The organism is Streptomyces sp. NPDC102467, assembly GCF_044765445.1.
Classification (GTDB): domain Bacteria; phylum Actinomycetota; class Actinomycetes; order Streptomycetales; family Streptomycetaceae; genus Streptomyces.
This window is the reverse complement of the sequence record NZ_JBIWKA010000007.1, coordinates 93792-120486: the sequence shown is the minus strand read 5'-3', so window position 1 is coordinate 120486 and position 26695 is coordinate 93792. Positions and strand designations below refer to the sequence as shown.

Sequence of the window (26695 nt, the reverse complement as noted above, 5' to 3'; positions counted from 1 at the left end):
TCCGTGTTGCTTCGTTAATGGGGTTCGGCGTCACTTTAGTCCACGGCGCCCTTCGGTCAATCAACCGGCCTGCGCGTCGCGGAGCGCGTCGGCCGAGGCCGTACATCTCGCCCGTTCACCCGTTCGGCCGCGCCCCACGCGGCCCTGTGGGTTAGCTCACAACAAGCCGCGATGATGTTCTTTGTCCCTTCTCACAGCAGGCCACGGTCGACCCCGCCGACTACCGTCGTCACCATGACGACTTCCGCTTCCAGCCCGTCCGACGACGCCATATCCGGCGACGCCACCGTGACCGACCGGTGTGTCGAGGCGAACGTGCGGTACGCCGCCGCGTTCAGCGATCCCGGCCTGAGCGCGCGCCCCGCCGCGCGCGTCGCGGTCGTCACGTGCATGGACGCCCGCCTCGACCTGTACGCCGCGCTCGGCCTGGAACTCGGCGACTGCCACACCATGCGGAACGCGGGTGGCGTCGTCACCGACGACGTGATCCGCTCGCTGACGATCAGCCAGCGCGCCCTCGGCACTCGCAGCGTGGTCCTGATCCACCACAGCGGCTGCGGCATGGAGGGGCTCGGCGACGAGTTCCGGCAGGAGCTGGAGCGCGAGGTCGGCCAGCGCCCGAACTGGGCCGTCGAGGGGTTCGGGGACGTCGAGCAGGACGTGCGGCAGTCCATCGAGAAGGTGCGCACCTCCCCGTTCCTGCCGCACACCGACGACGTGCGCGGCTTCGTCCTCGATGTGAAGACGGGCGAGTTGCGGGAGATCCAGCCGCGCTGAACCGCGGACGTGGCCACGGCGATGCCCTCAAAAGGTCGTAAGCCACGACATATCGCGGCCAGTTATCCACAGGCGAGTGACACGAACAGGTAACGCCAACAAGAATGCGGGTGTGGCACCTCGCGCGAGCGACGGAACTTTTCGCGCGTGGTGTCCGTGTTTCGGGGTGGGCCGGTCCGCGTCACAGAGCGTCGGCCCGGGAAAGTTTGGGCCGAGGAGGGCCGGGTGACGACCTATGACGATCGAGCGAGCCTCACTGATCTGACCACCACCGCGGAGCGTGTCCGCAGGTCGGTGGAGGGTGTGATCGAGGGCAAGCCGGAGGTCGTACGGCTTTCGCTGACAGTGCTGCTCGCCGAGGGGCACCTGCTCATCGAGGATGTGCCGGGCGTCGGGAAGACAATGCTCGCCAAGGCACTGGCGCGGTCCATCGACTGCTCGGTGCGCCGCATCCAGTTCACGCCCGACCTGCTGCCGTCGGACATCACCGGGGTGTCCATCTGGGACCAGCAGCGTCGGGACTTCGAGTTCAAACCGGGTGCGATCTTCGCGCAGATCGTGATCGGCGACGAGATCAACCGCGCGTCCCCGAAGACGCAGTCCGCTCTCCTGGAATCCATGGAGGAGCGCCAGGTCACCATCGACGGCACGACATACGAACTGCCGAGCCCCTTCATGGTGGTGGCCACGCAGAACCCGGTCGAGATGGAGGGCACCTACCCCCTTCCCGAGGCCCAGCGCGACCGCTTCATGGCCCGTGTCTCCATCGGTTACCCGAGCCCGGAGGCCGAGCTGCAGATGCTGGACATCCATGGCGGCGCCTCGCCCCTGGACGACCTGCAGCCGGTGGCGCACGCGCACGACATCGTGAAGCTGGTCGACGCCGTACGCACGGTCCACGTCGCCGACGCCGTACGGCGCTACGCGGTCGACCTGGTGGCCGCCACCCGCGCCCATCCGGATCTCAGACTCGGCGCGTCCCCGCGGGCGACGCTGCACCTCCTGCGCGCGGCCAAGGCCTCGGCGGCGCTCAGCGGCCGGGAGTACGCATTGCCGGACGATGTACAGGCCCTGGCCGTCGCGGTCCTGGCGCACCGTCTGCTGCCCACCGCGCAGGCCCAGTTGAACCGGCGGACGGCCGAGCAGGTCGTCCTCGACATCCTGCAGCGCATCCCGGTCCCGGCGGCGGCGGCCGACACCCGCACACCTCAGGGTTACCACCCGGCTCCTCCGATGTTCGGCCAGCAGCCGCCCGGCGCCCGGAGGCTGTGATGGTGGCAGGGGGGTACTCCGCGGCGGACCCCGGGGGCGGCTTCACGGACGGCGACGGCACGGCGAACGACAAGGGCGACAAGGGCGACAAGGGCGACAAGAGCGGCCTGCGCACCGCGCTCGCCGGGCTGACCACGCGCGGCCGTTCGTTCCTGGCCGCCGGTATCGCCGCGGCGATCTGCGCGTACGTGCTGGGCCAGAGCGATCTGCTCCGGGTCGGCCTGCTCCTCGCGGCCCTGCCGCTGGTCTGCGCGGGCGCCCTGTACCGCACCCGCTACCGGGTAGCGGGAAGCCGCCGCCTCGCCCCCGCGCGCGTGCCAGCCGGTTCGGAGTCCCGCGTCCATCTGCGGATGGACAACATCTCGCGGCTGCCCACAGGCCTGTTGATGCTCCAGGACCGGGTGCCGTACGTGCTCGGCCCGCGGCCCCGCTTCGTCCTCGACCGCGTCGAGGCGGGCGGCCGCCGCGAGGTGTCCTACCGGGTCCGCTCGGACCTGCGCGGCCGCTACCCCCTGGGGCCGCTGCAACTGAGGCTCACGGACCCGTTCGGCATGTGCGAGCTCACCCGGTCCTTCTCCACGTACGACAACCTGACGGTGATCCCGCGCGTGGAACCGCTCCCCCCGGTGCGGCTCACCGGTGAGGCCAAGGGGTACGGGGACGGCCGGCAGCGCTCGCTCGCGCTGGCCGGCGACGACGACGTGATCCCCCGCGAGTACCGGTACGGCGACGACCTGCGCCGCGTCCACTGGCGCTCGACGGCACGCTACGGCGAGCTGATGGTGCGCCGCGAGGAGCAGCCGCAGCGGGCCCGCTGCACGGTACTGCTCGACACGCGCGGTACGGCCTTCCAGGGCGCGGGCCCCGACTCCGCCTTCGAATGGGCGGTGTCCGGTGCGGCCTCTGCACTGGTGCACATGCTCGAACGGGGCTTCACCGTACGGCTGCTGACGGATACCGGCAGTGCCGTGCCGGGCGAGGGCACGGACGGGTTCGCGGGCGCCAGCCAGGAATCGGCGGACGCGGCGGGCCTGATGATGGACACGCTCGCCGTCGTCGACCACTCCGACGCGTACACGCTCTCATCGGCGTACGACGTACTGCGCGGTGGCAACGAAGGGCTGCTGGTCGCCTTCTTCGGCGACCTGGACGAAGAGCAGACCGCGGTGGCCGCCAAGATGCGTCAGCGCAGCGGCGGCGCGGTCGCCTTCCTCCTGGACAGCGCCGGGTGGCTCCAGGGCTCCGGCGCATCCGTCTCGCCGCAGTGCGCCGAGCGGCTGCGCATGCTCCAGGAGGCGGGGTGGACGGCGGTGGTCGTGCCGCCCGGCGCCTCCGTCGTGGGCATGTGGCAGCAGGCGGACCGGGAGCGTGCGGGGACATCGGCCCCGAGCACCACAGGGGGTTGGTCATGAGCGGCGGCGCCCGCCTGACGGTCTGCGCGACGCTGGCCACGTTCCTGGCCTCGTGCGCGCTGCTCCCCCTCGTCGACAAGTCGACCTGGATCATGCAGGCCGCGATCCTGCTGGTGCTCCAGGCCGCCGTGGGAGCGGCGACCCGCAGGGTCCCGCTCGCGCGGCCGCTGACCATCGCCGCCCAGGCCTTGGTCTCCCTGCTGCTGCTCACCCTCGTCTTCGCGCACGACCAGGCGCTCGGCGCGATCCTGCCGGGCCCGGACGCCTTCCGGCACTTCGGGGTGCTGCTCCAGGCCGGCGGCGACGATGTCGGGCGGTACATGATCCCGGCGCCGCTGTCCGACGGCATCCGGCTGATGCTGGTCGGCGGCACGCTGGTGATCGGGCTCCTGGTGGACGCCCTCGCGGTCACGTTCCGCAGCGCGGCCCCGGCCGGGCTTCCGCTGCTCGCGCTGTACTCGGTCGCCGCGGGGCTCTCCGACGGCGGGACCGACTGGCTGTGGTTCCTGTTCGCGGCCGGCGGCTATCTTCTGCTGCTGCTCGCCGAGAGCCGGGACCGGCTCTCGCAGTGGGGCCGGGTGTTCGGCGGCACCGGCCGCCCGCCCGCCGGGACACCTGGCCAGGACGGCCGCGGCGGCGCTCTCGCCCCGGTCCGCACCGGCCGCCGCATCGGCGTGCTCGCGCTGGGCATCGCCCTGGCCGTGCCGCTCGCGCTGCCCGCCCTCGACGGCGGTCTCCTCGGCCCCTCCGGCACCGGTGTGGGCAACGGTTCGGGGGGCGGCGGCACCATCTCCGCCGTCAACCCACTGGTCTCGCTGCAGAACAGCCTGAACCAGCCGGAGGACCGGACGGTGATGTCGTACCGGACGAACGCCGAGCGGACGTCCGACATGTATCTGCGGATCGTCGCGCTCGACGATTTCGACGGCACGACGTGGCGCCCCTCGGTGCGCAGCATCACCGATGTGCCGTCCACGCTGCCGGGCCCGCCGGGGCTCGGCGCGGACATCGGCAGGACCGAGGTCACGACCCGGATCTCGGCGGCCGACTGGTACGCGCAGGACTGGCTGCCCATGCCGTATCCCGCGACGAAGGTGTCGATCGACGGGCGCTGGCGGTTCGAGCAGGTCGGCCGGACCCTGGTGGGCGACCACGGGCAGACGACGCGGGGCAAGTCGTACGACGTCACCAGCCTGATCGTGCAGCCGACGGCGGAGCAGCTGGCCAACGCCGGGGCGCCGCCGACGGACCTGGCGCGCGAGTTCACGAAGGTGCCGGACTCGCTGCCGGACGTCGTGCACTCGACCGCCCTGCGGGTCACGGAGGGCGCGGCCAACAACTACGAGCGTGCCGTCAAGCTGCAGGACTACTTCGCGGTCGACGGCGGCTTCACGTACAACACCGAGGTGCAGGCCGGCAGCGGGTCCGCCGCCATCGCCCGCTTCCTGAAGCAGAAAGAGGGCTTCTGCGTCCACTTCTCCTTCTCAATGGCGGCAATGGCCCGAACCCTTGGCATCCCCGCGCGCGTCGCGGTCGGCTTCACACCGGGCGCGGCCGCGGGCGACGGCAAGTACTCGGTGGGCCTGCGCGACGCGCACGCCTGGCCGGAGCTGTACTTCGAGGGCGTGGGCTGGACCCGCTTCGAGCCGACGCCGAACCGCGGCACGGTGCCGGAGTACACGCAGGACAACACCCCGGCGGGCAATCCGAGCAACCCGGCGGCGCCGAGCGCGTCCGCCTCCTCGGCTCCCTCGGCCGCCCAGCCCTCGTCGTCGCAGAGCTGCTCGCTGGCGCAGCGCAAGGACGGCAGTTGTGGCAACACGGCCCCGGCGGTCGCGGGCGGCTCGACGGACGACGGGCCGCCGTTCGGCATGATCCTGCTGGTGGCCCTGGCCGCCCTGCTGATCATTGGGGTGCCGCTGCTGCCGATGGTGTGGCGCAAGCGCGTCAGAGCGCGGCGGCTCGGTTCCTCCGGCCGCACGGAGGCCGATGTCGGTACGCGCACGCTGGCGGCCTGGCGTGAGGTGACGGACACCGCGTGGGATGTCGGCATCACGCCGGACGACGCACAGACCCCGCGCAAGGCGGCGGCGCGGATCGTGCGGGTCGGGCAGCTCGACGCGCCTGCCGCCGAGGCCGTGCACCGGGTGGCGGCGGCAGTGGAGCAGGTGCTGTACGCGCCCCGGCCGGTGCCCGTCCCGGGCCTCGGCGATGACGTGCGGCGACTGTACGGCGGGCTGCACGCGAAAGCGGGCCGGATGACGCGGCTGCGCGCAACGCTCGCGCCGCGCTCGGCCGTTCGGGTGGCGTGGTCGGTATCGCACCGTTGGGAGTCGCTCACCGTGCGGCTGCGGACCCGCTGGGCGTCGGCCCTGGAGAGGCCTAGCTGAGAACCGGTTCAGGCTCATACGCAGAAAGGGTGACCGCCCAAGGCGGTCACCCTTTCTGTACGTGGATAATCCCGGCTGCTGCGGCGGAGCCGCTCAGCGGCTGCCACCCTGCTCGTCGCGGCGGCGCTGCCAGCGCTGCTCTATCCGGTCCATCATCGATCGCTTCGGTTTGCTCTGCCGTCGGGCGGCCGGCGCGCCTGGCACCGCTCCCGCCGGCTGTTCGCCCGGCTTGGGCGCCTTGCGCCAGCCTGTGACAGCGAGCACCGCACACCCCAGCATGACGAGGAACCCCACCACACTGATCCAGATCTGCTGCGCGACCATACCTGCCATGAGGAGCGCGATACCCACCAGGAAGCCCGCGACTGCCTGGTAGACCCGACGTCGGGTATATGTACGCAGCCCGCTTCCCTCAAGCGCTGTCGCGAACTTGGGATCTTCGGCGTACAACGCTCGCTCCATCTGCTCGAGCATTCGCTGCTCGTGCTCCGAGAGCGGCACGGAGTCCTCCTCATCGTGCAGTCGCCGGGGCGACCGGGGGTCCCCTTCAGGATAGGCAGGGAATCGCCCCCGTGAAACCCGCCCCTCTACGCCAACATCACCATTCCGGACCGCGCCACGCCGCTCCGGCTCACTAGGCGTCATTCCCCAGCGGCCGGTCCGTCATGCCGGACCGTCTACCCCGATCATACGGCGACAGGCGCCCGATCGGGGGGCCTGTGGCGTACTCCATCTGCCGCTGCGTCGCTGATCAGCGGCAGATGGTCGCCGTCGCTCAGGTCTCGTCCGTCGACCGCTTCTCGCCCAGTACATGCAACTGGGTCGCCACGGCGTGAAAGGCGGGCAGTTCGGCGGCTGCCGCCTCCAGCTTCAGGAGCTCCTGGAAAGCGCCGGGTTCGGTGTCCACGAGGACGCCGGGAACGAGGTCGGCGAAGACCCGTACTCCGTGTACCGCGCCGACGTCCACGCCCGCGTCGCCGACGAGATGGGAGAGTTGCTCGGCGGTGAAGCGCCGGGGTACCGGGTCGCCCTCGCCCCAGCGGCCCGCCGGGTCGTCGAGCGCCTGCCGGGCCTCCTTGAAGTGGCCGGCCAGGGCCCGCGCGAGGACGGCGCCGCCGAGGCCCGCGGCGAGCAGGCTGAGCACACCACCGGAGCGCAGCGCGCCCACCGCGTTGCGCACGCCCTCTGCCGGTTCCTCGACGTACTCCAGGACGCCGTGGCACAGGACCGCGTCGTACGCGTCGTGCTCGACGACATCGAACAGGCCGGAGATGTCGCCCTGGACTCCCCGCACCCGGTCGGCGACTCCCGCCTCGGCGGCCCTGCGCTCGAGCGCGAACAGCGCGTTCGGACTCGGGTCGACGACGGTGACGCGGTGGCCGAGGCGGGCGGCCGGCACCGCGAAGTTGCCGCTGCCGCCTCCGGTGTCGAGGACGTCCAGCGCCTGGTTCCCCGTGACCTTGGCCCGGCGGTCGAGCGCGTCCTTGAGGACCTCCCAGACCACGGCGGTACGCAGTGAGGCTCGGGAACGCGAGGGGTCGGAGTGCGGCGACGTCGTTCGAGGGTGGGAGACGGGGGGGCGCATCGGGTCCGACACGGCAGCTGGCTCCTCGGCGTGAACAGGTTCGGGCGTCTCCACCCTAATGGGCGCGGCCGAGCGGCCATGCCATGCGGGGACGGGGCCGCGAACCCACACGCGCTGGTCACCCCGCGTCGGGCACCTCCCGCTCCGCCGCTCGGACATCGTCCTCCTGGCGTGGCCGGGGCAGCACCGGCTGGAGGACGAGCATCCGCTCGACCAGGCGCAGGAACATCGCCACGTCACGCAGCAGGTCGTCGGCGTCGCGGGCGGCGGCCGCACCGCGTATGCCTGCCTCCGCGCGCGCTCTGCGGGTGGCTCCGGCGGCGAACAGGGCGCCCCACTCGGCCAGTTCGGGCGCTATCTCGGGGAGCACTTCCCAGGCGCTGCGGATCCTGGCGCGGCGCTTGGGCGTCGACTCGGGCCGGCCGCGGGCGGCGAGCACGGCCGCTGCGGTGCGCAGGGCGGCGAGGTGGGCTGTCGCGTACCGCTCGTTCGGCGTTTCGAGGACGGACGCCTCCTCGAGTCCGGCGCGGGCCTGGGCGAGCAGATCGAGGGCGGCGGGCGGGGCGCCCCCGCGGCGCTGCACGGGGTGGACGTCGCTCGGCGGTCCGGTCAGTGAGGGGGCAGGGCCGGTGGTGGCGCGGCTGCGTGCGGCGGCTGCGGGGTACCTGGCCATGACGAACCTCCTGTCGTCTGTGTGACGGCGCAGTGGCCGTATGTGCCCATGGTGCGGGACGCCACTGACAATCGGCTCCGACCTGGCCTTTTGCTTCGATCGGAGGTTCGGGCTAACTTTTGCACTGACTGGTCAGTTCAAAAGGTCACCAGCCACAGGTCGCCACCACGGAACGGCGACCGCAAGAGTCGCCGAGGGGGAACGTGTCCATGGACGGTCCGCAGGACGGAGCCGCTGTCACCGCCGCGGGGTTCGGGGTGAAGGGACCGCGCGGCTGGGCTTTCCGCGGGGTCGACGTCGACGCGGCGCCCGGGTCGCTCGTCGCGGTGGAGGGGCCGTCCGGCAGCGGCCGCACGTGTCTGCTGCTCGCGCTGACCGGACGGATGCGCTCCGCCGAGGGGACGGCGGCCGTCGGCGGGTTCCGGCTGCCGCGACAGATGGCCGCCGTACGGCGGGTGAGCGCGCTCGCGCAGGTGCCGGGGGTCACCGATCTCGATCCGGCGTTCACCGTCGCCGAGCACCTGCGGGAACGGGAGCTGTTGCAGCGGCGGTTCGACGGTTCGCTGCGCGGACTGCTGCGCCCGCGTGCCGAGCGCGTGAGCGAGGCGAAGCTGCGGATCAGGACCGCGCCGACCGCCGCCGGCCTGGACCTCGATGCCCTTCCGAAGGGCCCCCGCACGGCCGTACGCGACCTGGAGCGCGTCGAGGCGCTGCGCCTCTCCCTCGCGCTCGCGCTCATCGGCCGACCGCTCCTGATCGGCATCGACGACACCGACCTGAAGCTCGCGGACACCGAACGGGCCGAGATCTGGGCCCAGTTGAAGGCCATCACGGCGGCGGGCACCACGGTCGTCGCCGTGTGCAGCCAGGTGCCGGCCGACCTCGATGCCGTCGTCATGTCGACCGTCCACCCGCACACCACCGGCCCGGTCACCACCCCCACCGACACCGACAAGGAGACGGCCGATGCGCTCACCGAAGCTGGCCGCGCTTGAGCTCAGGCGTTTCGGCAGGGGAAAACTGCCGCGCGCCGCGCTCGTCGCGCTTCTGCTGCTGCCGTTGCTCTACGGAGCGCTGTACCTGTGGTCCTTCTGGGATCCGTACGGGCGGCTCGACAAGATTCCCGTGGCGCTCGTCAACGACGACAAGGGAGCGGCCACCGCCGGGAAGAGGATCAGCGCGGGTGACGACATCACCAAGGGGCTGTACGACAGCGACACCTTCCAGTGGCACGAGGTCAGCGCGGCGCAGGCCGAACAGGGCGTGGAGGACGGCACGTACTACCTGTCGCTGACGATGCCCGGGGACTTCAGCAAGCGGATCGCGTCCAGTTCCGGGGACACCCCCGAGACCGGCGCCCTTCAGGTGCGTACGAACGACGCGAACAACTACATCGTCGGGCAGATCTCCCGGACGGTCTTCTCCGAAGTGCGCTCCGCCGCGTCCACGAACGCGTCGCGGTCTTTCCTGGACAAGATCTTCATCTCGTTCTCGGACATCCATGACGCGACAAAGAAGGCCGCGAAGGGGGCGGACGACCTCAAGGGCGGCATCGGCAAGGCCAAGAAGGGGTCGAAGGATCTGGCCGACGGCTTGAAGGACGCCAAGAAGGGCAGCGGGGACCTGGCGAGCGGCCTGAAGAAGCTCGACACGGGGGCCGCCGACCTGGAGACAGGATCGCGGCAGGTCTCCGACGGCACCCAGACCCTCGCGGACAAGGTCAACGGGGCCGCCGATCAGGTACGTCCCTTCCTGAAGGGCAACAAGAAGCAGATCGGCGACACGGCGCGGCTCGTCGCCGACTCCGCGAAGGGCGTCCGGCACCACCTCGACGACCTGGTGAAGCTCGCGCCCGCCGCCCGCAAGGGCGCCCACGCGGGATCCGACGTCCTTGCGGCGATCTACGAGCGGCGCTGCGAGAAGGCGGTGCTCTCCGACCCGGCCTGCCCGGACCTGAAGAAGGCCAAAACGGCCGCCGTGGACGTCGCCACCGTCTCCGACGACCTGAACATGCTCATCCAGGACGAGCACGGCGACCTGGGCCTCATGGACAGCCACTTGGCTACTCTCCAGAAGCAGTCGGAGGCGCTGGCCGAGCGCGCCCCGACGCTCGACAAGGATGTCGAGAACGCGGTCGCCCAGATCAACAAGCTCAACAAGGGCGCGGGCCAGGTCGCCACGGGCGCGGAGAAGCTGCATACAGGACTCGGCACGGCGAAAACCGGTTCCACCGAACTCGACGCCGGTGTGGGCAAGTTGAAGACCGGGGCGAAGGACCTCAACGGCGGCATGTTCAAGCTGGCCGACGGTTCGGGGAAGCTGGCGGGCGGGCTGCACGACGGCGTGCAGAAGATCCCCGACTACGACAAGAAGGATCGCCATCAGCGCACTGAAGTGATGGCCGACCCGGTGCGGCTCGCCTCGCAATCGCTGCACAAGGCGCCCAACTACGGGACGGGTTTCGCCCCGTACTTCATTCCGCTCTCCCTGTGGGTGGGCGCGATGGTCGCCTACATGTTGATCCAGCCGCTGAACCGGCGGGCGCTCGCCGTGGGCGCCTCTTCATGGCGGGTGGCTTTCGCGGGCTGGCTGCCTGTAGCCGCTCTCGGGCTCCTTCAGGTGGCCGCCCTGATGTCCGTACTGCACTGGGCACTCGGGCTGCAGATGCTGCACGCGGCCGGGACGGTCGGCTTCCTGTGCCTGGTCACGGCGTGCTTCGCGGCCATCGTGCAGTGGCTGAACGCACAATTCGGGGCGGCCGGCCGCATCCTTGTCCTCGCCTTCTTGATGCTGCAGCTGACGTCCGCGGGCGGCACGTACCCCGTACAGACGAGCCCGGGCTTCTTCAACGCGATCCATCCGTACCTGCCGATGAGCTACGTGGTCGAGGCGCTGCGGCGGTTGATATCCGGCGGCGGGCCGGGTCCTGTGTGGCAGGCGTGCGTGGTGCTGACCGCGTTCACGGCGGGCGCCCTCGCACTCACGGCGTGGACGGCCCGGCGCAAGCAGGTGTGGACGCTCGACCGGCTGCACCCGGAGCTGAGCCTGTGAGCGGCGCCGCGGGGCCGCCTGTGAGAATCGGGGGCATGGAAAGCAGCACACGGCGCCAGGCCACCCGGCAGAAGCTCTACGAGGCAGCTGTCACGCTCATCGCGGAGCAGGGCTTCTCCGCGACGACGGTCGACGAGATCGCCGAGCGCGCCGGGGTCGCGAAAGGCACCGTCTACTACAACTTCGCCAGTAAGTCGGTCCTCTTCGAGGAGCTGCTGCGCCACGGCGTCGGGCTTTTGACCACCTCCTTGCGGGACGCGGCACAGAGGGCGGACGCCAGAGGCGGCAGCAAGGTCGACGCCCTGGACGCGATGATCCGCGCCGGTCTCGTCTTCATCGACGAGTACCCGGCCTTCACCCAGCTCTACGTCGCCGAACTGTGGCGCACCAACCGCGCCTGGCAGTCCACGCTCGCCGTGGTCCGCCAGGAGGCGGTGGCCGTCGTCGAGGGGGTGCTGCGCGACGCGGTGGAGAACGGCGAGCTGAGCGAGGAGATCGATGTCCCGCTGACGGCTGCCGCCCTGGTGGGCATGGTCCTCGTGGCCGCGCTCGACTGGCAGGCCTTCCAGCCGGAGCGCTCGCTGGACGATGTGCACGGCGCGCTGTCGCTGCTCCTTCAGGGGCGCGTGGCCGGTGGCCCGGCGCTGACGCGCAAGGGCGCGGCCCACGGCTGACGCGAAGAACGCGCCGCATACGTGAGCGCCGGTCCGGCAAGGCCTGTGGTCCCACTCAGGCCTCACCGGACCGGCGCATCCCCCGTTACCCCCGTTGGACCCCGTTCGGTCTCCCGGGTCCCCCGTGCCTCGCTCTCGCCCTTGCGGGCGAGAGGAGCGGTCAAAGGCGCCGCACCCGTTCCGCCGCCCCGTGTCGGCGGTGCCGGAGCAGCGCCCCTTCTCCGTGACCACCACTCTTCCGTCTGCGCAGGTCGCGGCCCATCCGTGTACCTACTCATCTCACTCTCTAGGTACGGATACTCAGACGTGCGTGCTCAACCCCAGGCACGGAGAGTCCTCTCCTGGTTACGATCTTGTACGTGTCCGTACTCCCCCTGGTCTTCACCAGTGGCTGGGCGAGCGGCATCAACGCGTACGCGGTGGTCCTGCTGCTCGGCATCTTCGGCGCGACCGGGCTGACCGATGAGGTCCCCGAGTCGCTGCAGCGCCCGGACGTCCTGATCGTGGCCGGCGTGCTCTTCCTGTGCGAGGCCGTCGCCGACAAGATTCCCTACGTGGACTCGGCCTGGGACACCGTGCACACCGTGATCCGGCCGGTGTCGGGCGCGGTCGTCGGGGCGTTGCTCGCCGGGCAGAGCGGGTCGCTCCCCGATCTGGCGGCAGGCGCGATCGGCGGTTCCACGGCGCTGGCCAGCCACACCGTGAAGGCCGGCACCCGGATGGCGGTCAACACCTCGCCCGAGCCGGTGTCGAACTTCGTGATCAGCACCGCCGAGGACCTTGGGGTCGGCGGCGTCGTGACGTTCGCGATGTTCCATCCGCAGGCGGCCGCGATCATCGCGGCGGTGCTGCTGGTCCTCGGCCTGCTGATGTTGTTCTTCCTCGTCCGGCGCATCCGCAGGTTCCTGCGCAGACGCGCCCAGCGGCGCGAGGAGAAGCGTCTCGCCCGGGAGGCGCCGCCGCCCCCGTGACCTGCGAGCGGCGTTGTCAGTGGCGGCCGCTAGAGTCCCTGGCATGGCACGAATTGCGGTGATCGGCGCGGGTCTTGGCGCCATGGCGGCCGCCGCCCGGCTGGCCGTCGCGGGCCACCGGCCGGTGGTCTTCGAGGGCGCGTCGACGTACGGCGGCGCGGTCGGCCGGTTCGAGCGCGACGGCTTCGCGTTCGACACGGGCCCGGGGCTGCTCCTCCTGCCCGCGGTCTACCGCGACCTGTTCGTCAAGACGGGCAAGGAGCCCCTGGAGGACCTCGTCGGCCTCACCCAGGTCGAGCCGGCCGTGCGGCACGTCTTCGCGGACGGCACGACGGCGGACCTGCCCAACGCGCGGCGTGCGGGGGTCGCCGAGGCGCTGGACGCGGCCGTCGGCGCGGGTGCGGGGCTGCGCTGGTCGGCGTTCATGGACCGGGCGCGGGAGGCCTGGGACCGCTCCCGGCGCCCCCTCCTCGAAGAGCCGTTGTGGCCGAACTGGCAGGTGCTCGCCGACCGCGAGCCGTACCCGGCCGTGGTGCGGCGGCGCCTGCTGCGCAAGGACCGTACGGCGACGACGCTCGCCGGGATCGGCGCTCACGAGCTGGGCGGTGACCCGCGTCTGGTGGCGCTTCTCGAGCAGTACGCGCTGGCGTACGGCCTCGATCCTCGTACGGCACCGGCGAGCGCGGCCGTGCTGCCGTACATGGAGCAGACCTTCGGGACGTGGGCGGTGAGCGGTGGCGTGCGGGCGCTCGCGGACGCGGTGTACGCGCGCTGTCTGCGGCGCGGGGTCGAGTTCACGTTCGACGCTGCCGTTGCCCGGATCGCGGTGAAGGACGGCCGCGCCGCGGGCGTCGAGCTGGCCGATGGCACCTTCCACGACGCCGGCTTCGTGGTGGCGGGCGTCGCCCCGAGTGTGCTCGACGGACTGCTGCCTGGGCAGGCCGTGCGGGGCGAGGTGCCCGCGCAGGCCGAGTCGGCGGTGTCCAGCCGTCTCACGGTCCACCTTGCGTTGCGCGGAGCCCGGCCCGAGGGCACGCCGCACCGGACCGTGGTGCACGGGGCGGACCGGGACGCCGAGTTGGCGTGGCTGTTCGACGACGGCCCACGGCCCAAAAGACCGACGATCGCGGTGCTGCGGACCGGCGAGGAGTCCCAGGTCCCGGACGCCGGGCACGAGGCGGTCACCGTCACCGTGACGGTGCCACCCCACGCGCGCGTGGGCGAAGCCGACGTGGAAGCGGTCCTCGCGGCGACCGAGCGCGCCGTCCCCGGCCTCCGCGAGCGCCTCCTGTGGCACGAGATCCGAACGCCCCAGGACATCACCGAGGCGACCGGAGCGGCGGGCGGGGCCGTGCCCGCGCCCGCTCTGGCCGCGGCGCGCGGCAGTCTGCTGCATCCGGCCAACGGGACGGAGCTGCCGGGCCTCTTCGCGGTGGGCGGCTGGTCGCATCCCGGTGGCGGCCTGCCGCACGCGGGCATGTCGGGGGCGCTGGTGGCGGGCCTGATCGTGGAGGGCCCGGAGTTCCGCGGCTCGCAGTGAGCCGCGGCGGGCGGACGCCTTGGTACCCGACCAGATACCCCGAGGTACCCGAGGTACCCGACGCCTCAGTACCGGTACTGCTGCTCGTTGTAACCCGTGTCGTACCCGGTGTTCGGGTCGTGCTGCGGGTACGTCGGATAGGGCTGCTCGGGAGGCAGTTCACCGCCGTAACCCTGCTGCTGCTCGTCGCCGTCGCGCTGCTGTGGCACCCAGACACCGCCCGGAGGCGTGTCCGTGCCGTAGCCCGAGGCCGCCGCGTACGGGTCGCCGTACTGCTCCTGGCCGGTGGCGTACGGGTCGCCGTACTGCGGCTGCGCCGGATAGGTCTGGGTCCCGATGTAGGGGTCCGAGTAGGGCGCGGCGTACGGCTGCTGACCGGTGTCGTAGCCGTAGTTCTGCTGGTCGTATCCGTACGACCCGTTGTCGTATCCGTAGCCCTGATGATCCTGGGGCTGGGCCTGGGCTGCCTGGGCGTACGCCGTGTCGCTGTAGACGCCGTACTGGCCGGTGTCGTCGGGCATCGGCTCGGTGGTGGCGTACACCGCGGTGGCCTCGGCCGGTGACTCCGGCACCGGCGCGTACTCCTGCTCCTGCGCCCCTTGCTCGTACTCCAGGTCGGAGACCTCGAGCGTCGGGTCCTGGCGGACCGTCCCCCGCTTGCGGCGCTTGCTGCCGCTCTCCGCGGCGCCCGCACCACCCGGGCCGTTCTTGAGCGCCCAGCCCGAGGCGAAGCCGCGGCGGAACGACAGCGTGACGTACGTCTGGCCGATCGCGAAGGCGATGGCCCCGGCCGCGATGACGATCACCGACGGCATCAGGACACCGAGGACCACCCCGAGGAAACCCCCGAAGGCGAGCAGGCGCCAGCGCAGGCGCGCCTTGTACTGCAGCAGCACCTCACCGAGGAGCCAGAGTGCCACCAGTCCGAACGCGATGTAGAGGACCGCCCAGCCCATGTACGCCCCTCTCGTACGGCCGTATCCCCTTGCGGGTACGGCCCATCAGGCCTGCTGGTCGTGCAGGCCCAGGTTCTCGTAGATTTCCAGCGTCGCCGTGGAGTTGTTGAGCGTAATGAAGTGCAGACCCGGGACACCTTCGTCAAGCAGCTTCGCGCAGAACTCCGTCGCGAACTCGATGCCAATGGAGCGTACAGCGGCTGGATCGTCTTTCGCTGTGAGGATCCGCTCTTTCAGCGCCGGAGGAAAGTCGGCATTGCTCAGCTGCGGCAGGCGTTCGAGCATGCGCACGCTCGTCACCGGCATGCATTCCGGAATGATCGGCGTCTCGCAGCCCGCCGCGGCGACCCGGTCGCGCAGCCGCAGGTACTCCTCCGGGTAGAAGAACATCTGCGTGATCGCGTAGTCGGCGCCTGCCCGGCACTTGTCGACGAAGTGCCGCACATCGGTGTCCCACTCCGCGGAGCGCGGATGCATCGCGGGGAACGCGGCGACGCCGACACAGAAGTCCCCCGACTCCTTGATCAACTCGACGAGTTCGGCCGCGTACGTCAGCCCCTCGGGGTGCGAGATCCAGTCGGCCATGGGGTCACCGGGCGGGTCTCCGCGGACCGCGAGCATGTTCCGGATCCCGGCGTCGGCGTACTGGCCGATGATGTTGCGCAGTTCGGCGACCGAGTGCTCGACGGCGGTGATGTGGGCGACCGGCGTCAGCGTCGTGTCGGCGACGATCTGCTCGGTCTCCTTGACCGTGCCCGCGCGCGTGGACCCACCCGCGCCGTACGTCACGGAGACAAAGTCGGGTGCGACGGCCTCGACCCTGCGCAGCGCGTTCCACAGGTTGCGCTCGCCCTTCTCCGTCTTCGGCGCGGAGAACTCGAACGAGTACGTCGTCTTGCCGGCCGCGAGCATGTCACGGACGGTGCGGGCGCGATCAGTCCTGGTGGAAGCGGTGCCAAAGGCCATACGGGCAGGTTACTGACGGAATCCGGTAGCCCCTAATCCCCGTCCACCTTGCGGACAGACGAGCGGAACACCCCTCCTCAGAGGCGCTCCAAGGGATTTCAGAGGAGCTTCAGAGGCTTTCGTACGTCACATCGCGCGCAGGCGCTTGGCGAACTCGGCTGCCGCGGCGGCCGGATCGTCGGCTTCCGTGATGGCCCGGACGACGACGGCACGGCGGGCGCCGGCCTCCAGGACCTCGTCCAGGTTCCCCAGGTCGATGCCGCCAATGGCGAACCAGGGGCGGTCGGTGCCGAGGCCCGCGGTGTGGCGCACCAGGCCGAGGCCGGGGGCGTGGCGGCCGGGCTTGGTCGGGGTCGGCCAGCAGGGGCCCGTGCAGAAGTAGTCCACGCCGTCCTGGACGGCGGCGGCCGAGGCCTCCGCGTCGGAGTGCGTGGAGCGGCCTATGAGGACGTCGTCGCCGAGGACGGCGCGGGCCGCGGGGACGGGCAGGTCGCCCTGGCCCAGGTGCAGCACGTCCGAGCCGCTCGCGTGCGCGACGTCCGCCCGGTCGTTGACCGCGAAGAGCTTGCCGTGGCGGCGGGCCGCGTCGGCGAACACGGCGAGGTGCTCCAGCTCCTCGCCCGCCTCCATGCCCTTGTCGCGCAGCTGCACGATGTCCACGCCGCCGGCGAGCACGGCGTCGAGGAACTCCGGCAGGTCTCCCTGGCGCTTGCGAGCGTCGGTGCACAGGTAGAGCCGGGCATCGGCGAGCTGCGCGCGCTTCGGGTCGGCCATGGGAAATCCCCCGTTGTCGATGGCGGTGGCGTGCGCACCACGGAGGCCGTGGTGCGCACGCCGGACGGTTGTCAGGTCAGACGGCGAGCGCCTGGGCGCGGCGCTTCACCTCCGTGCCGCGATTCTCGCTCAGGGCCTGCGCGGGCGTCCCCGGCAGGCTCGGGTCGGGGGTGAAGAGCCACTCCAGCATCTCGGCGTCGCTGAAGCCGTCGTCCCGCAGGAGCGTCAGGGTGCCGGTGAGGCCCTTGACGATCTTGTCGCCGTCGATGAAGGCGGCAGGCACGTGCAGCGCCCTGTTCTCACCACGGCGTACGGCGATCACCTGGCCCTCCTTCACCAGCTGTCGCACACGCGTCACCTCGATGCCGAATTGCTCGGCAATGTCGGGGAGGGTGAGCCAGTCGGGGACGAGAGCATCGATCTTTGCGTCAATCTCGGTCACGGGACAAGCGTGCCATCCCGGACTGACAGTCGGAAGCCGGGGCGGGCTGACCAGGTGTTTCCGCAGTTCGGACCGTGGGTCCGGGCGACGATCACGCCAGAGCGGACTTCAAGGGGCGGGCGGGATCGGCCAGCCGGTCCGGGTCCAGCGCGGTGCCCGCCTCGATCAGTTTTCGGCCCTGCGCCAGGTCCCGGGGCTTGCCGACGGCCAGCACCGCCACCAGGGCGCCCTCGCGCAGCCAGCACACCGACCACGCCGCGCCGGCCGGATCGCCGCGCCATACCGTCGCGTCGGCGGCGCCGTGGTGGCCCGCGTACTGCACGAAGCGGCCGAACTGCTCGGACCAGAAGTAGGGCACCGGGTCGTACACGGCCGGTGTCTCACCGATGATGTTCGCCGCGACCGTGCGCGGTCCCTGTAGGGCGTTGTCCCAGTGGTGGACCATCAGGCGCTCTCCGTAGCGCCGCGAGGGGAACGACGAGCAGTCCCCCACGGCGTACACGTCGGGCACGGACGTCCGCAGGCTCGCGTCCGCCACCACCTCGCCGTGGGCGCCCAGCTCGATGCCGGAGCCCTCCAGCCAGCGGGTGGCCGGGCAGGCGCCGATGCCGACGACGACCGCTTCGGCAGGCAGCCGGGCCCCGTCGTCCAGGACCACGGCCCCCGGCTCGACGCGCTCCACGCGCGCGCGGGTGCGCAGTCGGACTCCGGCGTCCGCGTACCAGGCCGTCATGGGGGCCGCGACCTCGGCGGGCAGCGCTCCGACGAGCGGCCGCTCGGCCGCCTCCACGACGGTGACCCGGCAGCCGGCCTCGCGGGCGGCGGTGGCGAACTCGGCGCCGATCCATCCGGCCCCCACGACCACCACGTCGCGCTGCCCGGCGAGCACGGGCCGCAGCCGCTCTGCGTCGTCGAGGGTGCGCAGCACATGCACTCCGGGGGCGGCCTCCGCGCCCGGCAGCCTGACCGGTTCGGCGCCGGTGGCGACGACCAGGACGTCGTAGGGGACGGTGCCCGCGGCCGTGTCCAGTTCGTGGTCGCCGGGGCGCACCCCCGTGACCTCGCGGCCCACCTGCAGGGTGACGCCGAGCGCCTCGAAGTCGACGTCGAACGCGGAGCCGTCGGCCTTGCCGAGCAGCACGGCCTTGGACAGCGGCGGCCGGTCGTAGGGCTGGTGGGGCTCCGCGCCGATCAGCGTGACGGCACCGGAGAAGCCCTGTTCGCGCAGGGCCACGGCCGTCTGGACGCCGGCCATTCCCGCGCCGATGACGACCACGTGCCGCTGCCCTGAAGGTGTCCCGTTACCGCTCCGCTGCTCGCTCACAGGATCACCTTAGGCACCTGATCTTGCGACAGTCAGCGGCGCGGACCACTCCCGTGCCGTGACGTCCTGCACACGTGTCACCGGTTTAGAGATCAAACCCCCAACGTGCCGTCGAGCCGACGGGCAACGGCCGGAGGCTCCCTTACTGGGGGTCGCGCGCAGGAGTTAGGGTGGCCGACGTAAAGCACTCGCGGGAGCCCGTACGCAGCGGGCTGAGAGGGAGGCTGGAGCGGCCTCCGACCGTACGAACCTGATCCGGGTCATGCCGGCGAAGGGAGGGGCTGGACGCCCATGTCGCGTACTGCGCACAAAGCCACCGACGTACTGATCGTCGGGGGCGGCATCATCGGTCTGGTCACCGCGTGGAGGGCCGCGCAGCGTGGTCTGTCCGTCGCGGTGGTGGATCCCGGACCGGGTGGCGGGGCCGCTCAGGTGGCGGCCGGCATGCTGGCCGCAGTCACCGAACTCCACTACGGCGAAGAGGCGTTGCTCGGTCTGAACGTCGAGTCGGCGCGCCGCTATCCGCAGTTCGCGGCCGAGCTGTCCGAGGCCTCGGGACGGGATCTCGGCTACCGCGCGTGCGGCACGCTGGCGGTCGCGCTGGACGCGGACGACCGGGCGCATTTGCGTGAACTGCACGCGCTGCAACAGAAGTCGGGCCTGGAGTCCGAGTGGTTGTCGGGCCGCGACTGCCGCCGCCTCGAGCCGATGCTCGCGCCGGGCGTGCGCGGGGGCCTGCGCGTCGACGGTGACCATCAGATCGACCCGAGAAGGCTCGCGGGCGCCCTTGTGACGGCCTGCGAGCGTGCGGGCGTGGACTTCCACCGGTCCTGGGTCGAGCGGCTCTCCGTCGTACGGGACCGGGCGCGCGGCGTCGTCCTCGACGACGGCACCGAGCTCGCGGCCGACCAGACCGTGCTCGCGGCGGGCAGCCTCAGCGGCCGTCTCGCCGGAGTCCCGGACGAGGTGCTGCCTCCGGTCCGCCCGGTCAAGGGCCAGGTCCTGCGGCTGACGGTGCCCCGGCAGTACGCGCCGTTCCTCAGCCGCACGGTCCGCGCGGTCGTCCGCGGCAGCCACCTCTACCTGGTGCCGCGCGTCAACGGCGAGCTCGTCGTGGGCGCCACCAGCGAGGAGCTCGGCTGGGACACCACGGTCACGGCCGGCGGGGTCTACGAACTCCTGCGGGACGCCCACGAACTCGTCCCCGGCATCACGGAACTGCCCCTCACCGAGACCTGTGCGGGCCTGCGCCCCGGCTCCCCCGACAACGCCCCGCTCCTCGGCCCGACGACCCTGCCGGGCCTCCTTCTGGCCACCGGCCACTATCGCAACGGAGTACTGCTCACGCCGGTCACCGGTGACGCGATGGCGCGGGTCCTGGCCACCGGCGAACTCCCGGAAGAGGCCCGCCCGTTCACCCCGGGGCGTTTCCGCAGCAGTGACGCCTCCTTGGAGCAGCCCGCATGAACGTATCCGTCAACGGTGAGCCGCGCGCGGTGACCACCGAGACCACCCTCGAAGCCCTCGTCACCACACTCACCACCGCACACTCCGGCGTCGCCGCCGCCCTCAACGAGACCGTCGTCCCGCGCACCCGGTGGTCCGCGACGGCGCTCTGCGAAGGGGATCGCGTCGAGGTCCTCACCGCCGTACAAGGAGGCTGATCGTCCATGGCCGACGACGCTTTCGTCCTCGCAGGCACCTCGTACTCCTCGCGCCTGATCATGGGTACGGGGGGCGCCCCGAGCCTCGACATCCTGGAACGCTCCCTGACCGCCTCCGGCACCGAACTCACCACAGTGGCGATGCGCCGCGTGAACGCGTCGGTGCACGGCTCGGTCCTGTCGGTCCTGGAGAAGCTCAACATCCAGGTTCTTCCCAACACCGCGGGCTGCTTCACGGCCGGAGAAGCGGTCCTCACGGCCCGCCTCGCGCGTGAGGCACTCGGTACGGACCTCGTCAAACTCGAGGTGATCGCCGACGAGCGCACCCTCCTGCCCGACCCGATCGAGACCCTGGACGCCGCCGAGACCCTGGTCGACGACGGCTTCACCGTGCTGCCCTACACCAACGACGACCCCGTCCTGGCCCGCAAGCTGGAGGACGTGGGCTGCGCGGCGATCATGCCGCTCGGCTCTCCCATCGGCTCGGGGCTCGGCATCCGCAACCCGCACAACTTCCAGCTGATCGTCGAGCACGCGCGCGTGCCGGTGATCCTGGACGCGGGCGCGGGGACGGCCTCCGACGCGGCCCTCGCCATGGAGCTGGGATGCGCGGGTGTGATGCTCGCCTCGGCGGTGACCCGGGCCCAGGAACCGGTGCTCATGGCCGAGGGCATGCGGCACGCGGTGGAGGCGGGCCGGCTCGCGTACCGCGCGGGCCGCATCCCCAAGCGCCACTTCGCCGAGGCCTCCTCGCCCAGGCAGGGGCGGGCCCACCTCGACCCCGAGCGCCCGGCCTTCTGACAGGGTCACAGCTCTGCTGCAGTACGGGCCCGGTCCCGCAGCGGGCGCGAGCCCTGTCAGTCGCTCCTCGTAGACTCCCTTGCGTGGACACGACCCTTCAGGACCCGTTGCTCGGGCATGTGCTCGACGGCCGGTACCGCATCGACGCACGTATCGCGGTCGGCGGGATGGCCACGGTCTACCGGGCCGTGGACACGCGCCTCGACCGCGTGCTCGCGCTCAAGGTGATGCACCCCTCGCTGGCGGCCGACGTCTCGTTCGTCGAGCGTTTCATCCGCGAGGCCAAGTCGGTGGCCCGTCTCTCGCACCCGAACGTGGTCGGTGTCTTCGACCAGGGTGCCGACGGCGCGTACGTCTATCTGGCGATGGAGTACATCGCGGGCTGCACGCTCCGCGACGTCCTGCACGACCGCGGTGCGCTGCGGCCCCGGGCGGCGCTCGACATCCTGGAACCGGTGCTCGCCGCGCTCGGAGCGGCGCACCGCGCGGGCTTCGTCCACCGTGACATGAAGCCGGAGAACGTCCTGATAGGGGACGACGGCCGCGTGAAGGTGGCGGACTTCGGCCTGGTCCGCGCGGTGGACACGGTCACGAGCACCACCGGGACGCTCCTCGGCACGGTCTCGTATCTGGCGCCCGAGCAGATCGAGGACGGCACGGCGACGGCCGGCGTGGACGTCTACGCGTGCGGGGTGGTCCTCTACGAGATGCTGACGGGCGGCAAACCGCACTCCGGTGACACCCCGGCCCAGGTTCTCTACAAGCACCTCAACGAGGACGTGCCGCCGCCCTCGGCGGCCGTGCCCGGCCTCCCCTTCGCACTCGACGACCTGGTCGCGTCGGCCACCGCGCGCGCCGTGCAGCTGCGCCCGTACGACGCGGTGGCGCTCCTCGCCGACGTGCGGGAAGCCCGGTCGACGCTGACCGACGCCCAGCTGGACGCGGCGCCGCCGCAGGCCCGGGACAAGGAGCATGCGGGCGCGGAGGACCGTACGAGCGTGATCCCGCGCGCGGCGCAGCTCCCGCTACCGACGGAACTGCCGACGGGACTGCCGACCGAAGAGGACCGGTTCAACCGCACGAGCATCCTGCGGACACCGCCACCGGCACCACCGGCACCCGCGCCCGCGCGCCGCAGGGGTGGCCGTCCGCGGCGCGGCACGTTCGCGATCGTCGCGGCGATCCTCTTGGTCCTCGGTGTCGGCGCGGGCGTCTGGTACATCAACTCGGGCCAGTTCACCAAGGTCCCGCGCCTGCTCGCCAAGACAGAGGCGCAGGCGAAGCAGCGCCTCGACGAGGCGGGCCTCCAGCCGGGCGGCAGGACCACGTACAAGTACAGCGACGCGTACAAGCGCGGCACCGTCATGGACACGGACCCGGCGGCGAACGCCCGCATCCGTGACGACGGCACGGTGAACCTGACGGTGTCCAAGGGCCCGAAGACGGTCAAGGTCCCCAGCCTCAAGGGCACGCCTCTCGCGACAGCGAAGAGCGACCTGAAGAAGCGCGGTCTGGCGCCGGGCATGATCACCAAGGCGTTCAGCGAAGAGGTCGACAAGGGCTCCGTGATCAGCACGAACCCGGATGCGGGCGCGACCCGCGACTCCGGATCCGCGGTCGCTCTCGTCATCTCCAAGGGCGCACCGGTCGACGTGCCCGACGTCACGGGCGAGTCCGAGGACGACGCCGTGGCCGAGCTCCAGGAAGCGGGTCTGGAGGCGGAGATCGACACGAAGCGGGTCAACTCCGATGAGGACAAGGGCGACGTGGCCCGCCAGTCCCCCAGCGACGGCCGTCTCGCCGAGGGCGACACGGTGACCCTGGTCATCTCCAAGGGCCCGCCGATGGTCGAGGTGCCGGACGTCACGGGCATGAGCGTCGACGATGCGCACGCCAAGCTCGAGGGCGCGGGTTTTGATGTCGACGAGGACCGTGGCCTCCTGGGCCTCTTCGGTGACACGGTCAAGAGTCAGTCCGTGGAGGGCGGCGACGAGGCCCCCAAGGGCTCCACGATCAAGATCACGATCCGCTAGCCGCCGGTCGCGCGGATCGGGCCGCGCTCATGTCCATGCTCCGGAGGGGAAGGATATTGCTCCTGAGGGGAAGGATGACACCCTGGACCGGGTGAACAGCAACATCCGCACCCGCAACCCCATCGGCGGGCACGTCCCCGTCGCCGGCGGCCTCGCCTCCATAGGGCTCTCCTACGCGCAGGACCTCGAGGCCGAGGCCGTCCAGGTCTTCGTGGCCAACCCTCGCGGCTGGGCCACTTCCCCCGGCAACCCCCAGCAGGACGAGCGGTTCCGCGCGCACTGCGCCGCCGAGAACATCCCGGCCTACGTCCACGCCCCGTACCTGATCAACTTCGGCTCGCACACCGAGGCCACCGTCGAGAAGAGCGTCGAGTCGATGCGGCACTCCCTGCGCCGCGCCCGCGCGATCGGCGCACTCGGCGTGGTCGTGCACACCGGTTCCGCGACCGGCGGCCGCGACCGGGCCGTCGCCCTCGCCCAGGTCCGTGAGCACCTGCTGCCCCTGCTCGACGAACTGACCCACGACGACGACCCGTTCCTCCTCCTGGAGTCGACCGCGGGCCAGGGCGCGTCCCTGTGCTCGCGCACCTGGGACTTCGGCCCGTACTTCGACGCCCTCGACCGCCATCCCAAGCTGGGCGTCTGTCTCGACACCTGCCACATCTACGCGGCCGGTCACGACCTCGCGGGCCCGGGCGGCATGAAGCAGACTCTCGACCTCCTCGTGGACACGATCGGCGAGGGGCGCCTCAAACTGATCCACGCGAATGACTCCAAGGATGTCGTCGGCGCGCACAAGGACCGCCACGAGAACATCGGCTCGGGCCACATCGGGGCCGAACCCTTCCACGAGTTGATGACCCACCCGGCGACCGAGAACGTCCCGCTGATCATCGAGACACCGGGCGGCAAGGAAGGCAACGCGGCGGACATCGCCCGCCTCAAGGAGCTCCGCGCCACGATCTGAGAGCCACCGGATACACATGGGGAATACCCCCAGGGGGTATACGGTTCCCGCAATGGGCAGGAACCGCTACCGACCGCTGGGGGAACCATGCAGCACGAGCACCACACACACGAGCACCACACCCAAGACACCGGCACCGGCACCCACGGCAAGGTCACCTGGTCCACAGCCGCCCAGGCCACACTGCACTGCCTCACCGGCTGCGCCATCGGCGAGATCCTCGGCATGGTGATCGGCACCGCGCTCACCTGGGGCAACCTGCCGACGACGATCCTGGCGATCGCGCTCGCGTTCGTCTTCGGTTACTCGCTGACCCTGCGCAGCGTCCTCAAGGCCGGCGTCGGCTTCAGGACGGCGTTCCGGGTCGCGCTCGCCGCGGACACTCTCTCCATCGCGGTGATGGAGCTGATCGACAACGGCGTCATCGCCCTGTGGCCGAGCGCGATGGACGCCCAGCTCTCGGACGCGTTGTTCTGGGGCTCGCTGGCCACGTCATTGGCGATCGCCTTCGTCGTCACGACCCCGGTCAACCGCTGGATGATCGGCCGCGGCAAGGGCCACGCGGTGATGCACAGCTACCACCACTGAGAAACAGCGAACGGCGCACAACAGACGACAGACGGCAGGATCAGAGAACTAGAACTAGAACTAGAGCTCAGGCCCTTCCCCGGGCACTTCCTGATACGAGTACCGCTGCTCCTGCCACGGGTCGCCCACGTTGTGGTACCCGCGCTCCTCCCAGAACCCCCGCCGGTCCGCGGTCATGTACTCGACCCCGCGCACCCACTTCGGCCCCTTCCACGCATACAGCTGAGGCACGACGAGGCGCAGCGGGAACCCGTGCTCGGCGGTGAGCAGTTCGCCGCCCTTATGAGTGGCGAAAATGGTGCGGTCCGCGGCGAAATCGGACAGCCGCAGATTGGAGCTGAAGCCGTACTCGGCCCAGACCATCACATGCGTGGTCGCGGGGTCCGGCGGCGCCAGCTCCAGGATCGTGGAGGCGAGCACCCCGCCCCACTCGGCGGCGAGCATGCTGAACTTCGTGACGCAGTGCAGATCGCCGACCACGCTCGCGTACGGCAGCGCCGAGAACTCCTCGTGGTTCCAGCAGTGCTTGTCACCGTCGGCGGTGGACCCGAAGACCCTGAACTCCCAGCGCTCGGGCCGGAACTTGGGCACCGGACCGTAGTGCGTGACCGGCCAGCCGCGCTGCAGGCGCTGCCCGGGCGGAAGCTCCGGCTGCACTGCTCCCCCAGACGCGCTACCCACCGGATGACCCATGCCTCCATCCTGACAGACCCCGGGCAGTGGCCATGACCATGCAGGTCTCGACGTGCCGCGACCGTTCAACGATTGGGGCAACTCCTACTAAGCGTGCACTTACTGGACGCGTTTGGGTGCCGGTGCAAGGATGCGCGAAACCTGCCCAGTCCACCACGCGGAAGGAGCCTCTGCGATGCAGGGCGACCCCGAGGTCATCGAATTCCTCAACGAGCAGCTCACGGGCGAGTTGACGGCCATCAATCAGTACTGGCTCCACTACCGGATCCAGGACAACAATGGCTGGACCAAGCTCGCGAACTACACCCGTGCCGAGTCCATCGACGAGATGAAGCACGCGGACAAGCTGACGGAACGGATCCTCTTTCTCGATGCTCTGCCGAACTACCAGCGGCTGTTCCATGTACGGGTCGGGCAGACGGTCACCGAGATGTTCCAGGCCGACCGGCAGGTGGAGGTCGAGGCGATCGACCGCCTCAGGCGCGGCATCGACGTCATGCGGGGCAAGGGCGATGTGACGTCGGCCCGGATCTTCGAGGAGATCCTGGAGGACGAGGAGCACCACATCGACTATCTCGACACCCAGCTGGAGCTGATCGAGAAGCTCGGTGAGGCGCTCTACCTGGCCCAGCAGATCGAGCAGCCGGACAGCTGAGCGGCGGCGCCGGGAGGCGTCAGGCGGCTTCCGGGTAGGCCACCGAGGCGTCATCGCCCTGCGCGGCGGTCTGCTCGGTGCCCTCGATCCGCTCGACGAGGTCGCGCCGCGGGCAGGCTCCCCGCCCGAGCAGCGCCTGAATGCGGCGCACGCAGGAGCCGCAGTCGGTGCCGGCCTTGCAGGCCGACGCGATCTGGCGGGGGGTACCGGCGCCGCTCTCCGCGTGCTTCTTCACCTGGTCTTCGGTCACGCCGAAGCAGTTGCAGACGTACACGCGGGTTCACCTCCCGGTCAGGACTCATAGGTGCGGCCGTCCCGATGAATCGGTGAGGCTAACCTAACCTTACCCGCCGGGCCCGAAGCACAAAAGCGGCGGGGGGGGGGGGGGGGGGGGGGGGGGCGGCCCCCCCCCCCCCCCCCCCCCCGCCGCCCCGGGGGGGGGGGGGGGGGAGCAAAACCCCCCCAACCAACCCCCACCGGCCGAGAG

26 protein-coding genes and 1 riboswitch are annotated in these 26695 nt (G+C 71.0%); of the genes, 16 read left to right on the top strand and 10 right to left on the bottom strand.

Annotated elements, in window-relative coordinates:
• The first annotated feature begins 234 nt into the window (after positions 1 to 234).
• The 4 genes from ACIREE_RS15925 (at position 235) to ACIREE_RS15910 (ending at position 5851) form a co-directional block, all read left to right on the top strand.
• Positions 235 to 777, top strand: coding sequence for a beta-class carbonic anhydrase (locus ACIREE_RS15925; RefSeq protein ID WP_404151450.1), 543 nt, complete (start codon positions 235 to 237; stop codon positions 775 to 777).
• A 225-nt stretch (positions 778 to 1002) separates the two neighbouring features.
• Positions 1003 to 2049 (top strand): AAA family ATPase, encoded by a 1047-nt coding sequence (locus ACIREE_RS15920; RefSeq protein WP_404151448.1) that lies wholly within the window; start codon positions 1003 to 1005, stop codon positions 2047 to 2049.
• Positions 2049 to 3461, top strand: a complete 1413-nt coding sequence (locus tag ACIREE_RS15915) for a DUF58 domain-containing protein (protein WP_404151447.1) — start codon at positions 2049 to 2051, stop codon at positions 3459 to 3461. Before ACIREE_RS15920 ends, ACIREE_RS15915 begins: the two co-directional genes overlap by 1 nt.
• A complete protein-coding gene (locus ACIREE_RS15910; RefSeq protein ID WP_404151445.1) occupies positions 3458 to 5851 on the top strand; it encodes a DUF3488 and DUF4129 domain-containing transglutaminase family protein in 2394 nt (797 codons plus the stop codon). The genes ACIREE_RS15915 and ACIREE_RS15910 overlap by 4 nt, the downstream gene beginning before the upstream one ends.
• Positions 5852 to 5944: 93 nt before the next feature.
• Here the strand turns inward: ACIREE_RS15910 and ACIREE_RS15905 are convergent, their stop codons facing one another.
• The 3 genes from ACIREE_RS15905 to ACIREE_RS15895 form a co-directional block, all read right to left on the bottom strand.
• Positions 5945 to 6352 (bottom strand): DUF3040 domain-containing protein, encoded by a 408-nt coding sequence (locus tag ACIREE_RS15905; protein ID WP_404151443.1) that lies wholly within the window; start codon positions 6350 to 6352, stop codon positions 5945 to 5947.
• 274 nt (positions 6353 to 6626) lie between these two features.
• The gene (locus ACIREE_RS15900) at positions 6627 to 7436 is read right to left on the bottom strand and encodes a methyltransferase (RefSeq protein ID WP_404152295.1); all 810 of its coding nucleotides are present in this window, start codon (positions 7434 to 7436) and stop codon (positions 6627 to 6629) included.
• A 118-nt stretch (positions 7437 to 7554) separates the two neighbouring features.
• Positions 7555 to 8109, bottom strand: coding sequence for an SAV_6107 family HEPN domain-containing protein (locus ACIREE_RS15895; protein ID WP_404151441.1), 555 nt, complete (start codon positions 8107 to 8109; stop codon positions 7555 to 7557).
• 209 nt (positions 8110 to 8318) lie between these two features.
• Between ACIREE_RS15895 and ACIREE_RS15890 the strand changes: the two genes are divergently transcribed.
• From ACIREE_RS15890 to ACIREE_RS15870, 5 genes are all read left to right on the top strand, one after another.
• On the top strand, positions 8319 to 9104 hold the full coding sequence (locus ACIREE_RS15890; protein WP_404151439.1) for an ATP-binding cassette domain-containing protein: 786 nt from the start codon (positions 8319 to 8321) through the stop codon (positions 9102 to 9104).
• Positions 9076 to 11160: a YhgE/Pip family protein gene (locus ACIREE_RS15885; protein ID WP_404151437.1), complete on the top strand. Its 2085-nt coding sequence runs from the start codon at positions 9076 to 9078 to the stop codon at positions 11158 to 11160. The genes ACIREE_RS15890 and ACIREE_RS15885 overlap by 29 nt, the downstream gene beginning before the upstream one ends.
• A gap of 35 nt (positions 11161 to 11195) precedes the next feature.
• Positions 11196 to 11834 (top strand): TetR/AcrR family transcriptional regulator, encoded by a 639-nt coding sequence (locus ACIREE_RS15880; RefSeq protein WP_404151435.1) that lies wholly within the window; start codon positions 11196 to 11198, stop codon positions 11832 to 11834.
• Between the two features lie 359 nt (positions 11835 to 12193).
• Positions 12194 to 12805: a DUF4126 domain-containing protein gene (locus ACIREE_RS15875; protein WP_404151434.1), complete on the top strand. Its 612-nt coding sequence runs from the start codon at positions 12194 to 12196 to the stop codon at positions 12803 to 12805.
• 43 nt (positions 12806 to 12848) lie between these two features.
• Entirely contained in the window at positions 12849 to 14345 is a 1497-nt protein-coding gene (locus tag ACIREE_RS15870; RefSeq protein WP_404151432.1) for a phytoene desaturase family protein, read from the top strand.
• A 65-nt stretch (positions 14346 to 14410) separates the two neighbouring features.
• Here the strand turns inward: ACIREE_RS15870 and ACIREE_RS15865 are convergent, their stop codons facing one another.
• The 5 genes from ACIREE_RS15865 to ACIREE_RS15845 form a co-directional block, all read right to left on the bottom strand.
• A complete protein-coding gene (locus ACIREE_RS15865; RefSeq protein WP_404151430.1) occupies positions 14411 to 15301 on the bottom strand; it encodes a hypothetical protein in 891 nt (296 codons plus the stop codon).
• A gap of 45 nt (positions 15302 to 15346) precedes the next feature.
• Complete coding sequence (metF, locus tag ACIREE_RS15860; RefSeq protein WP_404151428.1) at positions 15347 to 16267, bottom strand: methylenetetrahydrofolate reductase [NAD(P)H]; 921 nt, start codon at positions 16265 to 16267, stop codon at positions 15347 to 15349.
• A 126-nt stretch (positions 16268 to 16393) separates the two neighbouring features.
• Complete coding sequence (gene thiE / locus ACIREE_RS15855) at positions 16394 to 17041, bottom strand: thiamine phosphate synthase (RefSeq protein WP_404151427.1); 648 nt, start codon at positions 17039 to 17041, stop codon at positions 16394 to 16396.
• Between the two features lie 76 nt (positions 17042 to 17117).
• On the bottom strand, positions 17118 to 17483 hold the full coding sequence (locus ACIREE_RS15850) for an Rv2175c family DNA-binding protein (RefSeq protein ID WP_324768380.1): 366 nt from the start codon (positions 17481 to 17483) through the stop codon (positions 17118 to 17120).
• Between the two features lie 91 nt (positions 17484 to 17574).
• Positions 17575 to 18807, bottom strand: a complete 1233-nt coding sequence (locus ACIREE_RS15845) for an NAD(P)/FAD-dependent oxidoreductase (protein WP_404151425.1) — start codon at positions 18805 to 18807, stop codon at positions 17575 to 17577.
• Positions 18808 to 18987: 180 nt separating this feature from the next.
• Positions 18988 to 19101, top strand: a riboswitch (TPP riboswitch).
• Between ACIREE_RS15845 and thiO the strand changes: the two genes are divergently transcribed.
• From thiO to ACIREE_RS15815, 6 genes are all read left to right on the top strand, one after another.
• Positions 19099 to 20274: a glycine oxidase ThiO gene (gene thiO / locus ACIREE_RS15840; RefSeq protein ID WP_404151423.1), complete on the top strand. Its 1176-nt coding sequence runs from the start codon at positions 19099 to 19101 to the stop codon at positions 20272 to 20274. Its footprint overlaps the riboswitch before it by 3 nt.
• Positions 20271 to 20471 (top strand): sulfur carrier protein ThiS, encoded by a 201-nt coding sequence (gene thiS, locus ACIREE_RS15835; RefSeq protein WP_404151421.1) that lies wholly within the window; start codon positions 20271 to 20273, stop codon positions 20469 to 20471. Before thiO ends, thiS begins: the two co-directional genes overlap by 4 nt.
• 6 nt (positions 20472 to 20477) lie before the next feature.
• Entirely contained in the window at positions 20478 to 21272 is a 795-nt protein-coding gene (locus ACIREE_RS15830) for a thiazole synthase (protein WP_404151419.1), read from the top strand.
• An 83-nt stretch (positions 21273 to 21355) separates the two neighbouring features.
• A complete protein-coding gene (gene pknB, locus ACIREE_RS15825; RefSeq protein WP_404151417.1) occupies positions 21356 to 23305 on the top strand; it encodes a Stk1 family PASTA domain-containing Ser/Thr kinase in 1950 nt (649 codons plus the stop codon).
• A gap of 91 nt (positions 23306 to 23396) precedes the next feature.
• Positions 23397 to 24272 carry a deoxyribonuclease IV gene (locus tag ACIREE_RS15820; RefSeq protein WP_404151416.1) on the top strand — a complete coding sequence of 292 codons (876 nt, stop codon included), beginning with the start codon at positions 23397 to 23399 and terminating at the stop codon, positions 24270 to 24272.
• An 87-nt stretch (positions 24273 to 24359) separates the two neighbouring features.
• The gene (locus tag ACIREE_RS15815) at positions 24360 to 24860 is read left to right on the top strand and encodes a DUF4396 domain-containing protein (protein ID WP_404151414.1); all 501 of its coding nucleotides are present in this window, start codon (positions 24360 to 24362) and stop codon (positions 24858 to 24860) included.
• A 60-nt stretch (positions 24861 to 24920) separates the two neighbouring features.
• On the opposite strand, the gene ACIREE_RS15810 is transcribed toward ACIREE_RS15815, so the two are convergent.
• Positions 24921 to 25553, bottom strand: a complete 633-nt coding sequence (locus ACIREE_RS15810; protein ID WP_404151412.1) for a sulfite oxidase-like oxidoreductase — start codon at positions 25551 to 25553, stop codon at positions 24921 to 24923.
• A gap of 175 nt (positions 25554 to 25728) precedes the next feature.
• On the opposite strand from ACIREE_RS15810, the gene bfr reads away from it, so the two are divergent.
• Positions 25729 to 26208, top strand: coding sequence for a bacterioferritin (gene bfr / locus ACIREE_RS15805; RefSeq protein ID WP_404151411.1), 480 nt, complete (start codon positions 25729 to 25731; stop codon positions 26206 to 26208).
• Between the two features lie 19 nt (positions 26209 to 26227).
• On the opposite strand, the gene ACIREE_RS15800 is transcribed toward bfr, so the two are convergent.
• Positions 26228 to 26482 (bottom strand): bacterioferritin-associated ferredoxin, encoded by a 255-nt coding sequence (locus ACIREE_RS15800; protein ID WP_404151409.1) that lies wholly within the window; start codon positions 26480 to 26482, stop codon positions 26228 to 26230.
• Between the last annotated feature and the right edge of the window lie 213 nt (positions 26483 to 26695).

Excerpts from the sequence above, each read along its gene's own strand:
- ACIREE_RS15880 (WP_404151435.1), top strand. The coding sequence starts at position 11,196 with ATGGAAAGCAGCACACGGCGCCAGGCCACCCGGCAGAAGCTCTACGAG.
- ACIREE_RS15815 (WP_404151414.1), top strand. The coding sequence starts at position 24,360 with ATGCAGCACGAGCACCACACACACGAGCACCACACCCAAGACACCGGC.
- ACIREE_RS15900 (WP_404152295.1), bottom strand. The coding sequence starts at position 7,436 with ATGCGCCCCCCCGTCTCCCACCCTCGAACGACGTCGCCGCACTCCGAC.
- bfr (WP_404151411.1), top strand. The coding sequence starts at position 25,729 with ATGCAGGGCGACCCCGAGGTCATCGAATTCCTCAACGAGCAGCTCACG.
- ACIREE_RS15865 (WP_404151430.1), bottom strand. The coding sequence starts at position 15,301 with ATGGGCTGGGCGGTCCTCTACATCGCGTTCGGACTGGTGGCACTCTGG.
- ACIREE_RS15890 (WP_404151439.1), top strand. The coding sequence starts at position 8,319 with ATGGACGGTCCGCAGGACGGAGCCGCTGTCACCGCCGCGGGGTTCGGG.
- ACIREE_RS15915 (WP_404151447.1), top strand. The coding sequence starts at position 2,049 with ATGGTGGCAGGGGGGTACTCCGCGGCGGACCCCGGGGGCGGCTTCACG.
- thiE (WP_404151427.1), bottom strand. The coding sequence starts at position 17,041 with ATGGCCGACCCGAAGCGCGCGCAGCTCGCCGATGCCCGGCTCTACCTG.
- thiO (WP_404151423.1), top strand. The coding sequence starts at position 19,099 with ATGTCGCGTACTGCGCACAAAGCCACCGACGTACTGATCGTCGGGGGC.
- thiS (WP_404151421.1), top strand. The coding sequence starts at position 20,271 with ATGAACGTATCCGTCAACGGTGAGCCGCGCGCGGTGACCACCGAGACC.
- ACIREE_RS15870 (WP_404151432.1), top strand. The coding sequence starts at position 12,849 with ATGGCACGAATTGCGGTGATCGGCGCGGGTCTTGGCGCCATGGCGGCC.
- ACIREE_RS15810 (WP_404151412.1), bottom strand. The coding sequence starts at position 25,553 with ATGGGTCATCCGGTGGGTAGCGCGTCTGGGGGAGCAGTGCAGCCGGAG.
- ACIREE_RS15925 (WP_404151450.1), top strand. The coding sequence starts at position 235 with ATGACGACTTCCGCTTCCAGCCCGTCCGACGACGCCATATCCGGCGAC.
- ACIREE_RS15830 (WP_404151419.1), top strand. The coding sequence starts at position 20,478 with ATGGCCGACGACGCTTTCGTCCTCGCAGGCACCTCGTACTCCTCGCGC.
- ACIREE_RS15895 (WP_404151441.1), bottom strand. The coding sequence starts at position 8,109 with ATGGCCAGGTACCCCGCAGCCGCCGCACGCAGCCGCGCCACCACCGGC.
- ACIREE_RS15910 (WP_404151445.1), top strand. The coding sequence starts at position 3,458 with ATGAGCGGCGGCGCCCGCCTGACGGTCTGCGCGACGCTGGCCACGTTC.
- ACIREE_RS15885 (WP_404151437.1), top strand. The coding sequence starts at position 9,076 with ATGCGCTCACCGAAGCTGGCCGCGCTTGAGCTCAGGCGTTTCGGCAGG.
- metF (WP_404151428.1), bottom strand. The coding sequence starts at position 16,267 with ATGGCCTTTGGCACCGCTTCCACCAGGACTGATCGCGCCCGCACCGTC.